The sequence below is a fragment of the Tundrisphaera lichenicola genome (assembly GCF_051175385.1).
GTDB lineage: Bacteria > Planctomycetota > Planctomycetia > Isosphaerales > Isosphaeraceae > Tundrisphaera > Tundrisphaera lichenicola.
Map to the genome: position 1 here is coordinate 1,745,335 of NZ_CP195106.1, position 12,514 is coordinate 1,757,848.

The following is a 12,514-nucleotide window of genomic DNA, read 5'->3' on the forward strand; positions in this document are numbered from 1 at the left end:
GGCGGAGTTCCCAACTCGGATATCGCTCGCAAGATGCTGGATTGGCCTGGTGATGATCGCCGGCCTGGGAGCTGGCTCGCCGGATGTGGTGAGGGTCCGCGTCCCCTCCTCCAAGGTCGAAAACTGGTTTCCTGCCGGGTCCAACCTCCAGGTACTGACCCCCGAGCATTTCGAACAATTAGTCCGGGAGGCCGACGACCCGAGGAAGAGCACCCGATCCCCTCGGATCCTCCGCGCGACCCATTCGGCCCGATGGGAGTCGGGAACGCTGATCGGTCGATCGGAACTGGAGATCGAGCCGCCCGGGGCCGCAGCCCGTTCGCTGGTCCTCCTGGAACCGTGGTCACCCGCCCTGCCCAGGCTGGCGGTCGTCGGAGGTCAAGCTCGACAGACCGAGGATGGAAAACTCGTCATCAAGCTCGCTCCGGAGAGCTCGGGGAGAGTCGCGATCGACTGGCAGTTGCGAGCCAGGACCGGATCGAGCGGAAGGGCTTTCTCGCTGGTCCTGCCGGAACTCGCGTTGTCTACCCTGACCGTCGAGTTGCCGCCCAACCTCGTCCCGGAAGGGCTACCAGGGGCCTGGATCGGCCCTACCTCGGCACCGGGAGATGGCACGACTTCCTGGAAATTGGCGTCGGCCACCGGGCGAATTCCGCTCCGTCTTCGAGATCGGACCGAGGACGGCTCGGATACGAATTCACCTCGGCTCTGGCTCGAAGGGACGACTCAGATCGATCTGGACGCGGCGACGATCAACTGGCAGGCAGACTGGAAGCTGGAAGAGTCCCCGGGAGCCCCGCCTCGACTGACGATCGAACTCGATCCTGGTATCGAGCTGGTTGATGTCGTCGGTCCACGAGTCGCTTCGTTTCGAGTCGAGCCGGGATCCTCGCCACAGCGAGTCTCGATCCGACTCGGTGGCGAGGCAATCGGTCCCTCGCCCCTGACGATCCGAGCCATCTGCCAGATCCCCGCCGAAGGAGTCTGGGCGGTCCCCTCGGCCCGGCCGATCGACGCCGTCTGGACCGGCGGACGGACCATCATCCGGCTCGATCCGGGCCGGGTCCTTCGAGGATGTGTCGAGAAATCCGCCCGAAGGGTCGTCTCACGCTCCGCCGAATCCTCGAAATCCCAGACGCTCGTCTTCGAGCCCGGCGGAGAACCGGGCCCTCTGGCGGAACTCACATTCCGACAAGCCTCGGCGGATGCCACGTTCGTGGTCCGAGGCCATCTGAAGTTGGGAGAAGATCTCCCCAGATTCTCCGCCGCGCTCACCTGGACGACCGAGAAGGGACGGCTCCTGAGGTATGCCGTCGACCTTCCGCCCGGGTGGATTACCGATCGAGTGGCCACGTCCTCGGGGGAGGCGGTGGCCTGGCACGCGGATGAGCTATCGGGGGGCGGCCACCGAATACAGATGATTCCCCCGGCTTTCGTCGGGGAGGCCCGATCCCTGACCTTGAACCTGACGGCTTCGGCCCAGGGGTTGGGCTCGACGGGGCCTCTCGACCTTCCCCGCGTTCGTCCCGCACCGATGAGCGGCCGAGTCGTCGATGAAATCTGGGTCGCGACCTCCCCTCCTGGTTTCTCGGTCCGACCGATTCTGGGAAGAGGACTCGCATGGATCGATCCTCCCGAGCCCGTTTCAGACCACACTAACGTCCTGCCCTGGGCGGGTATGGATCTCGGCACCGCACTGGCCTGGCGATGGTTGGTGGACGATGCCGAGGCTCGCGTGATCCGAGCACGGGATCGAGAAAAGCCGGGAGCCCAGGTCCGGCTCGATGCCTCGGTGGTCCGAAATCGGCTACGGCTCCACTGGACCCTCTCGCTGGATGAACTGGACGATGCAGCCACCTCGATCCCGATTCATCTCAGCGAACCGCTCGAAGTCCCGATCCGGTGGAAACTGATCGACTCCAGCGGATCGACGATCGAGTCGCACGCGATCGACGAGACCCGACGTGCCTCCCTGAGATTACCGACCTCGGGCCTGTCACTGGAGCTTGATCTGGCACGTCCCCGGCAAGGTCGAATCGTTCTCGAGGCCGAGTCCGAGCTTCCCTGGAACGGAAAGGGACGGATACCCCTGCTTGCTCCGGTCGATTCGTACCGGACTCGGGGACTTGTGGCGATCCAGGTCGAGGACACCGTCCGACTTCGGGTTGAACCTTCCGGTCCCACTCCGGTCGACCTCTTCGAGAGGCCCTCGGACATGCCCGCGGTCAACGCCTGGCCGGTGGATCGACGTGCCTTGATGTTCAGTTATAACAAATCCTCGGGCTCTCTCTTCGTGGAGACGACCCCCGGTAATCTCGGGCCGACCGGCGGATTGATCCGCGAGGCTTGCCTGAGGACCCAGGTCCATCCCGCCGTCGGGCTCCGGCATCGGTTGACACTTCGGGTCGCCGTCGACACCGCTCGCGATCTCGTCCTATCGATGCCCGAGGGGGCTGAGGTCGACCGGATCCGTCGCGACGGCCAGAGGATCGAGGCGATTCCCGACGGTCGATCGTTCCGGATCGCCCTGCCCGAGTCGAACCCGGGTCGGCACCTCGTCACGGTCACGATTGAATATCGATCGGGGATGGATTCATCCTCGAAACTCGACCCTTCTCGATTGCTACCGACTTGCTCACTCGCCTGCAACTCGTTCGTCTGGGAACTCGACGCGCCGGAACCGTGGAAGATCCGTTCGGACTCTCCTGATCTCCGGGATTCGGATCCGCGGCCGGCACGAACTTGGCTCGAAAACTTGCTGGGTTTCCAGACCGATCCCCGCGCACTCTTCGGGATTCCGGTCCGGTCGATCGGGGGAAAACTCCCCCCAGGTCAATTCGAGAAATTCACGGCCCGGACACTTGAAGGGGAATCGAACCTGGGTGATTGGCTGATCCGGCTCGACGCCGGTCCGTGGCCGATCGTCGTGGACCGATTCGCCTTGATCACGGCGGGCTGGGGTCCCAGCTCTCGGATCAACCTCGAATCGGGGGCGACGAGTGCCACGGCTTCGGTCGGATCGACGCTCAAAGCGATGGGACTGGTGGCCGTCCCCATCGGAGGGATGATCCTCATCACGAACGAGGCCGATGCCCCGATCTGGCAACCGGGGGGGAGGGGATGGGTCGAGGCGTGGATGGCCCCACTCCGACAGGCCTCGATGACCGGCGCCGATGCATCGGATCGCTTCCAATCGGCCTTCCGATGGCGGGGTGAACCCACCCCGAGGGCTCTCGGAGCCGGGGAAGTCTCCGACCGTTCGATCGGACGAAACGGCTGGCGGTTGCGCCGGTTCGTGGGAATCGGGTGGCCTTCGACGGGGGCATCGGTCACCTTGATCAACGAGCCATCCGAGGCGGCCCGGGGATGGATCCTCTCGATTGGATTCCTGGCGATCGGCTTCCTGGCCCGCCGACTTTCCCGAGGAATCCGAGCCCTGGGGCTGGCCATTGCCCTGAGCGTTACCGCTCTGGCGATCGCCTGGTCCTGGCCCGACCTCGGCCCCGGGCTGACCGGAGCCTTGAGAGGACTGCTGGCGATCCTGGCCTTCTGGCTCGGACAATTCCTTCGAGCGGCTGCCTCGCCCGACCCATCGGATCTCCAGCGGGCTCCCACCCTCTCGCGGAGTGGTTTTCTCGGACGCGTGGCGACTTCGCTGATGGCTCTGGGGACCGTCGGCCTTCTGGCGATCCCCAGCATCGCATCCCCTGAGCAGGATCATCCGATCCTGGCCCTCTTCCCATTCGACGGCCCCCCCGATCCATCGGTGAAGCCGGATCGAGTCGTGATGCTCCTCGAAGATCACGAGCGACTCCGAAATCTGGGCCAACTCGCGAAATTCGAGGCGTCGAACCGCGTCCTCCTGATCGCCTCCGACTACCGGGTGCGTCGAGAGGATCCCGCTTCGGCCATCGTGGAGTGTCGGCTTGATCTCGAAGTCGAGGGGGACGGACCAGCTTCATGGAGACTACCGATCGGATCGGCCCGAGACCTCTCGGCCGAGGTCGACTCTCGACCGACACCGATCACCATCACCAAGGAAGGGGAAATCGCGACGATCCCGATTTCCGGACCGGGAGTTCACACCATTCGGGTCTTGGGCACGGTCTCGCTGAGCGCCATCGGGCAAGGAGGCGAGCGGCTTCGGCACCCCATCGTCCCATCGGCCTTCGCGGGGGTCGAGGTGGCGCGTGATGTCCAGGGCCACTGGGTCGAGGTTCCGGACGCCCTGGGTCGAGTGGAAGTCGGAGCGGGCGGGGTTCAAGGGACGCTCGGGCCGGTAGAGACGCTGGAAGTCCGCTGGTTCGCCACGGATCGCCCCCAGGCGGGGGGGATCCGGGGGCCGGTCGAGGCCACGATGCTCTGGGATACCCGTCCGGTGGGTGACCTCCTTCGGGTCCGGCTGACTCATTCCGACCCAGACGGGACTTCGACGATCCGGCTGGCCCACGAGCCCGGCCTCTTGATCCGGCGGACCTCGATTCCCGGCTTGGTCGGGCTCCGCCGCGAAGGCACGAACGAACGGCCCGAATGGGTGGCTCAGATCGACCCTCCCTGGCCCAAGGACCTTCCCATCGAGTTCGAGTTTTGGAGGCCCGGCGATTCGTCGAAGGGTGTGCGTCGAATCCCGAGGATCGAGGTGCCCGACGCGAAACGATTCACCGGAGTGGTCGGATTTCGCAGGCCGGGCGATTGGTCAGGCCGACTCGAGCCAACCCTGGGACTGGACCCTTTCCCCGATTCGAGTTTCGTCCGGACCTGGGGTACGTTGCCTGACGACGGCCTGACCCTGGCGGGCTCGGTGAGGTTCGGCTCGACGTCGGCGCTCGCGGTCGCGACCGGGCCTCTGCCGCTTCGGCGGGCGATTCGATCCAAGGTCACGGTCGATCTCGAATCGGGACGCCTCAACGCCATGATCGAGGCCGTCCTATCCGATCGGCAGGGCCGGTCATTTGAACTCGAACTGGGCGTTCCGATCGATTTCCGCGTGATCCGGGTGGAGGCGGCCGGGCTGGTCGACTGGCAGCGATTGGCTCGCGACCGAATTCGAATCCAATTTGACGGTTCTGCGATCGCGGATCGATCCATACGGGTGCAGGGCTATTTGCCGGTCGCCGCCGAACCCGTTCTGGCAGAGGCTCGAAATTACCAGGCGAGGATCCCCTGGCCCGCATGGTCCGACTGTGCGAACGAAGCGGGATCCTTGATCATCTCGGGGCCGGTCCGGTTCCTCCTGGATGCCGGAGAGTGGGTGACCCCGGTCCTCCCATCCTCGATGGCTCCGGGGGATCCGAACGCCTCCTATCGGGCAACTTATCGGGTCGAGGAGCCGGGCGGCCTTGGAATGCTCCGTTGGCCCTCCCCCCGATCGCGAGTCATGGTTTCGGTCCGGAGCGACCTCACCATCGCCGCGAGTCAGGTCACCTGGACGGCGGTTGTCGACTGCGAGGTGAGTGGCGGGCCCGCGGAAGCCCTGGCCTGGAACCTCCCTTCGGAGTGGGCCGAGACGAGTCAATTGGAGATCGACGGTCGCCCGATCGTGCCTTCGGCCGAAGTTCGAGGCAAGGTCACGACCTGGCGGATCCAGCCGGAATCGCCGATCTGGCGCCGGGCCAGGATGGTAATCCGATCGCGGATCGCACTGGACCCGGAACGTCCGATCATTTTTCCCGAGGTCGCCCCACTGGCGGTACCGGGCAGGGGCTCGCTGGGCCGCTACGACCTGGCCATCGCGAACGTCTCGGGCCGACCGATCGAGGTTGCTGGTTCTCCCGGCCTTCAGGCGATCGACGTCTCTCAATATCGGTCGGACGAATCTCCCGCACCCCCCGGATCGATCGATCGGGCGTATCGCGTCACGGGCGAGCGCTGGACGCTCAAAATCACGGTGGGCGGCGATCGCCGGGGCGGTGGAGGACCACTCGGCGAGACGACCCGGGTCGAATCGGCTCGACTTCACGGGGTCATGGGACTTGCAAGCGGGCTCGAAGGGCAGGCCATCTACCATCTCTGCCCGCGACCGGGTCCTCACCTTGCATTGAGACTTCCCGAGTCCTCGGATCTACCCTGGGCCTCGGTCGATGGGAAGGTTGCTCCGATACTCATCGACGGTCCGGGCCGATGGCTGGTCGTCCTCCGCGAGCGGAATGCTCGTCGAGTCGAATTGAGCTGGACGACTCGACCAGGCCCGGCAAGCCGCGATACTTCGCCGGAGGCCGTCGTTTGGCCCTCGATCGAACAGCAGAACGTACCCACCTCGATCCGGCTGGATCTGCCCCGATTGCTCGGGGACGCGGGCCTCTCCGAGGGAATCAAGCGTGTTTCGTGGATGGAGGACTCGATCAAGGGCGTCGAGCAACTCGCAGAACGGATCTCTAATTCTTTCGCCGATTTCGATCGCGGTTCGCCCTCGCAACGCCGCGATGTCCTCCGGGACATCGTCGATTTCGAACTGTCCATTCGTTCGATTTTCAGGAACTCCGATGTCCAACCTGGAGTCAAGGATCAAGCCGACCATCGACTGGAGGCGGCTCGTGGTCTGATCCTGGAATCGAGCCAACTCGCCGGGCTCGAAGGGCTCGTCATCGAGGCCCGCGGCAAGGTCGGCCTGGAGCCCGTCACCCCGAATTCGCCGATCGAGGATCAGCTCGAATTGGTCGAACCGAACCGGGTCCGGAGAGTCGGGATCCCCTCCTTCTATCAGCAGAATTCGATAGGTGGGACCAAGCCTGGCACGATCAAGTGGCCTACGCCCCTGGACGGGCTGGCACGTCACTCGATCGAATCGTGGTTCATCGGTTCGATCGGGCTGATCCTGGCCATCGGATCTGCAATCCTGATCCTTCGCCCGATCTCAGGTCTCGGGCGGGCCGGGATGGCTGGTCTCGCCACGCTTGGGCTGATCGCCCTCTTGCTCGAACCTCTGGGGGTAGGACTCGCGATCGCGATCGGTGGCCTGGGTCGTTGGCTCGATTAATGGGTTTGGAGGCGATTATTCCCCGAGCCAGAGACGCAAGGAGCCCGCCGTCCCGAATGGATGGCGGGCTCCTGGAGCCAGGCTCCGGTCGAATCAGGCGAAAAGCTGGGGGATGGGCGCCCCACCATCGACGACCTTGATAGGACGACCGCGAGGGGTGGTGTATTGGGTCGCCACGTCGATTCCCATCCCCTTGGACATCGAAGCAATCAGATCCATCACCCCGACGGGCTGGTCGATGACGTCGACCCCGTCCTTGTCGGTGGCCCCGATGGTCTGCCCTCCCTTGAGGCCCCCTCCGCCCATGACGACCGACCAGCTTCGAGGCCAATGGTCTCGACCGCCATTCTGGTTGATCTTGGGAGTTCTCCCGAATTCGCCCATCCAGACGACCATGGTCTTCTCAAGGAGTCCGCTCTGGGCCAGGTCCGCGACCAGCGACCCCATCCCCTTGTCGAGTTGCGGTTGGAGGGTATTGGATAGCGTGTTGAAGGCGTCGGCGTGAGTGTCCCAACCGCCGAGCGAGACCTCGACATAGGTGACCCCCCGCTCGATCAGGCGACGGGCCATCAAACATCCCGCGCCGAAGGTGCCCCGGCCATAGGCGTCACGGACAGCATCCTTCTCGCGATCGAGCCGAAAGGCATCGGCATACTGGGACGTCATCATTCGGAAAGTCTTGGCGTAAACCGCCTTGTGGTCGGAAGCGAACGAACCACGCTTCTGGGCCACGAAATTATCTTCGGTCATGCCGAGCATCTGGACCCGCCGACGCATCCGCATTTCGTTGATGTCTTTGGGCGGATCGAGATTGGCGATCTTTTCGTTGGGGTTATTCACGACGAACGGGGAATGCGCCATCCCGAGGAAGCCGGCCCCCTCGCTGGGCCGATTGATCGAGATGCAGTGAGGGAGGTCGAAGTTCTCGAGCCGCTCGCCCAGCTCGTAAGAGCAGACCGAACCGAACGAGGGGTGCACGACGGTCGGGTTGGGTGCATATCCCGTGTGCATCATATATTCGCCTCGGTCGTGATTCCCCTCCTTCGAATTGAGGGAGCGGATCACGCTGAGGTGCTTCATTTGACCGGCGATGGTGGGCAAGTGCTCGCTGATCATCACGCCGGGCGCGGATGTGGCGATCGGCTTGAATTCGCCACCGTTCTTCTCGCTGTCGGGCTTGAGATCCCAGGTATCCAGATGGCTGGGGCCGCCGCTCATCCAGAGCACGATCATGCTCTTGTTTTGCTTGCGGAGTTGCTGGGCATTGGCCCGGAGCGCCCCGGCGAATTGCATGGCCGGGACGGCCAGGGCCGTGGTGGCCATGTGGCCGAGGAAATGACGGCGAGACATGCCGCCGGGAACCACCAAGCGATCGGACATCGGTCGATACCCCTATGCCTCTCGGGCGAGGCAGCCCTGGGGATCGACGCCCTCAGGCGAGGTCCCCGACTACCGATCAACGGTTGAGTACGAATTCGTTCGAGTTCAGCAAGGACCAGAACATGTCTTCCATCACCCCGATCGTGTCCGGGTAGTTCACGAGGAAGTGACGAGCGGCCTCACGTTCACGCCCCGTCGGCCTGCGGCTCAAGGCGGCCAGATAGAGCGTGTCCACAACGTAGGACTCGAATGAGCCTTTTTTCTGAAGCCGGGCCTGATCCAGGAGGTCGGCCAGGAAGCTCCCCGACCGGCCGCCGACCGCCTTCTCCATGAGTTCGCCGTTCATCATCATCAGGGCCTGGGGGATCGTCCCCTGGAAGCTTGATGATTCCTCCCCTTCATCCTTGGCGAAGGCGAACTGGAACTGCCTCATCCAGCGATCCCGACGGTCCGCCTGATCGGCCCCCGCGGTCTTGTGGGCGGCGGTGGCCACGATCAGGGAATCGAAGAGTTGCTCGGGGGTCATCGGCTTCAGATTCATGTGACTGAAGAGAGTCTCGTCCTTATCATTATCCTTGGTCGTCGCGCTGGTCAGATTATAGGCCTCGCTATTCATGATCCATCGGATCAACATCTTGGTGTCGTAGCCGCTCGACTGGAAATTTCGGGCGAGTTCGTCGAGCAATTCCGGCTGGCTCGGCAAGTTGTGAGCCCCGAAATCATCGACGGGCTGGACGAATCCACGACCGAGAAAGTGTCCCCACATCCGGTTGACATACGCCTTCGCCAACGCCTCGTTCGACGGTTCGGTGATGAATCGGGCCAGGGCCTCCCGTCGATCGACATCCTTGTTCTGGCTGATCTTGCGACCATCCAGGAAGGTGGGAAAGGCGATCCGGAGTTGGGCGTCGCGACGCTCGTATGACGAATATTGATCGGTCGGCTCATCGAACAGTTCGTAATGATCGAGAGTCACCGTACCCGCCGCATTGGTCGTCTGGACGGGTTCGCTTCTCAGCCCCTTGTAGAACGCGTTGATCCCCCAGAAGTCCGCCTGCTTCCAATCATTAGAAGGGTGGTCGTGACACTGAGTACACTGGATCTGCTGACCGAGGAAGACACGCGTGGTGATCGAGGTCAGGTTGATCGCGCCGTCGCCCATGTGGGCGAGTGAGAAATTGACCGCGCCATTTTCCTTATTGGAACCCTTCGCGTCGATCAGATCGAAGGCCATCTCATTCCACGGCCGGTTTTCATTGAATTGACGCCGCAGCCAGTTCGTGAGTGCCTGGGGGTCGACTTCGCGTGCCTGATCTTTGCGACCCAGAAGAATCACTTTCCAGATCGTGGCAAAATTCTTGGGGTAGTCGGGGTGCACAAGCAGGTATTCGACCAGTTTGGCCCGTTTGCCGGCTTCCTTACTCCTCAGAAACCCATTCGCTTCGCTGATATTGGGAATACGACCCAGCAAATCGAGATAAGCCCGACGGAGAAATTCCTCATCGGACGCCACCCTCGACGGCTTGATGCTGAACTCCGCCCAGGATTCCCGGAGTTTTTCATCGATGAAGTCGAGGCGAGCTCCGGTTGTCCGGGTCGGCTTCGGCTGGGGATCATCGGCAAGGGAAGGGTGAGCCACAGCCAGGGCGAGCAGGCTCCAGAGAGCGAACGTCTGAACGGGACGCCACCGGCGACGTTGCAGCATCATCCAACTCCTTGGTAAGGCTCAATCTTCGAGAGAGGGGCGAGAGCGTCGAGCGGATGTCGAACTAAATCCGCCACTTTTAAAGCTACTTCACCGGTTCTCGGTTCGTAAAGTGATTTCACGCGACAAGGTGGATTTTGCATGCTTGATGACTGGGGGGGAATCAAGCTGGTATGCGCTGGTTCTACGCTCCGGAATCCGGCATGTGACACCGGAATTCCCGAAATAGCCCTTCGAATCCAATCGGTAGGCATGAACCTTGCCCTATTCGGACTTCGTACTTCCCCTCTTGCACCGAATCCGCCTAGATCTGATCCTGGAGGCGAGAATTCGGCGGTCTTGATTCGGCTCGTCGAAGCGATCGGATCGGAGAATGGACGTGCGGGAGGAGGGATGATGACGGGGCTCTTGCCCTTCCGCAGCCTCAATTCGGTGATGATCGTGACGTTGCATGTCGCGGTCGTTTCCTACGTCCTTCGGTCGTTCTTGAGTCCGAGCAACCTGACCGGGCCATCGATTGTCGTCTGGGTGCCGCTCTCGATCCTGGTGTCGCTTTTCCTGTCGATGCCGATGGGCCGGGCGGTCGCGGCGGCCTTTCCGTCGGGGGCCGAACCCCCGGAACGGGCCTGCCCGAGGTGCGTTCTTGGTGAATTGCGACCACTGGTCCGGTCTCGTGCTGGACTATTCGCCCCGGTTACCGGCTATCGTTGCTCAGGATGCGGGATCACCTTCAGACCTGTTGGCGAGGCCTTCGTCGAAGAGTCGAGGTTGGATCCAGGGATAACCTCGATCCCGGAGGGCGTCCATTTTCTCGCCGAGTCTCCCTCGACCGACGCGGACCGATCCGGAATCCGCTTCCTCGATAAATCGGCCGATTCCTCGAAGCAGGTCCCGGAGTCGGCGAACATACTCAGTCGGGAGGTGTCAGATCTCTGAACACGGTCGAGCAGATCAGTCCTCGGGGCGGGAAGGTTGAATCGCGATGGGAATCAAGGGTGAGTTTGCAGGGCCACTCGAGCGGGTCAGTCCCTACCAGTGGCGGATTCCCAGGTCCTATCGCGAGGACATGCGGGTCGACGGGCTGATCTTCGCCGACGACAACCTGATCGGTCAGATCCGGAAGGATCAAGGACCCGAGCAAGTCGCGAACGTGGCGACCCTTCCCGGTATCCAGAAGGCCAGCTTGGCCATGCCGGATATTCACTGGGGTTACGGGTTCGCCATCGGCGGAGTCGCCGCGACCGACCCCGAGCAAGGTGGAGTGATCTCGCCCGGAGGGGTGGGTTACGATATCAATTGCGGGGTCCGACTCCTCCGATCCGACCTGGAGTGGGCCGAGGTCAAGCCGAGGATTCGCGAGCTGGTCGACCAGCTCTTCCGTGACATCCCGACCGGCGTCGGTCAGTCGGGCCTTTACAAGTTCGAGAAGCCGAAGCTCGCCCGCCTGATGGAGCAGGGGTCCGCTTATGTCATCGAAAAGGGCTGGGGGACCGAGCGCGACCTGCTCTACACCGAGGCCGGCGGTCGACTCGACGGGGCGGACCCGGACCGGGTGAGCGACCGGGCCTTTGCCCGAGGCTTCGACCAGTGTGGGACCCTGGGATCGGGGAATCACTTCCTCGAAGTTCAGGTGGTCGACCGGGTCATCGACGAGGAAGCCGCCGGCGTCATGGGCCTTCGCGAGGGGCAGGTCACCGTCCTGATCCACTCGGGATCGCGAGGGCTCGGTTATCAGGTCTGCGACGATTACCTTTCGGTCTTCAGGGGAGCCCCCAAGCGTTATGGCTTCGAGCTACCCGACTCGCAGCTGGCCTGTGCCCCGGTCCGAAGTCCCGAGGGATCGGCCTATCTGGGGGCGATGAGGGCGGCGGCGAACTACGCCTGGTGCAATCGCCAGCTCCTGACGCACCAGGCCCGAGAAATCTTCGCCCGGGTCTTCGAGAGGCCTTGGGAATCGCTGGGGCTCGACCTGATCTACGACGTGGCCCACAACATCGCCAAATTCGAGGACCACGATGTCGGGGATGGCCTCATCAAGCAGGTCTGCGTCCACCGAAAAGGGGCAACCCGCGCGTTCCCTCCCGGGCATCCCGAGATCCCCGACCTTTATCGAAAGATTGGCCAACCGGTGATCATTCCCGGGAGCATGGGGACGGCCAGCTGGGTCCTGGCCGGTCAGCCGGGGAGTATGAAGGAATCATTCGGAACCAGCTGCCATGGGGCAGGTCGGATGATGAGCCGGACGGCGGCCGTGAAATTGGCCGCCGGCCGGAGGATCGATCGAGAACTCGACGCCCTGGGGATCATCGCCCGTGCCAGAGGGTTCAAGGGGCTCGCGGAGGAGCAACCCGCCGCCTACAAGGACGTCGACCAGGTGGTCGAGGTGGTGGACATGGCCGGGATTTCCAAGAAGGTCGCCCGGCTCCGTCCGGTTGGGGTTATCAAGGGCTAAC

General features: G+C 63.2%; 4 protein-coding genes. 2 read left to right on the forward strand and 2 right to left on the reverse strand.

All coding sequences use genetic code 11. From position 1 onward, the window contains the following. Positions 1–52: 52 nt before the first annotated feature. Positions 53–6,976, forward strand: coding sequence for a hypothetical protein (locus P12x_RS06820; protein WP_435010135.1), 6,924 nt, complete (start codon positions 53–55; stop codon positions 6,974–6,976). Between the two features lie 93 nt (positions 6,977–7,069). On the opposite strand, the gene P12x_RS06825 is transcribed toward P12x_RS06820, so the two are convergent. Both P12x_RS06825 and P12x_RS06830 read right to left on the reverse strand, forming a co-directional pair. After that, positions 7,070–8,356 carry a DUF1501 domain-containing protein gene (locus tag P12x_RS06825; protein ID WP_435010136.1) on the reverse strand — a complete coding sequence of 429 codons (1,287 nt, stop codon included), beginning with the start codon at positions 8,354–8,356 and terminating at the stop codon, positions 7,070–7,072. 76 nt (positions 8,357–8,432) lie between these two features. Beyond that, on the reverse strand, positions 8,433–10,064 hold the full coding sequence (locus P12x_RS06830) for a DUF1553 domain-containing protein (RefSeq protein WP_435010137.1): 1,632 nt from the start codon (positions 10,062–10,064) through the stop codon (positions 8,433–8,435). A 979-nt stretch (positions 10,065–11,043) separates the two neighbouring features. Between P12x_RS06830 and P12x_RS06835 the strand changes: the two genes are divergently transcribed. After that, positions 11,044–12,513: an RtcB family protein gene (locus P12x_RS06835; RefSeq protein ID WP_435010138.1), complete on the forward strand. Its 1,470-nt coding sequence runs from the start codon at positions 11,044–11,046 to the stop codon at positions 12,511–12,513. Position 12,514 lies beyond the last annotated feature (1 nt).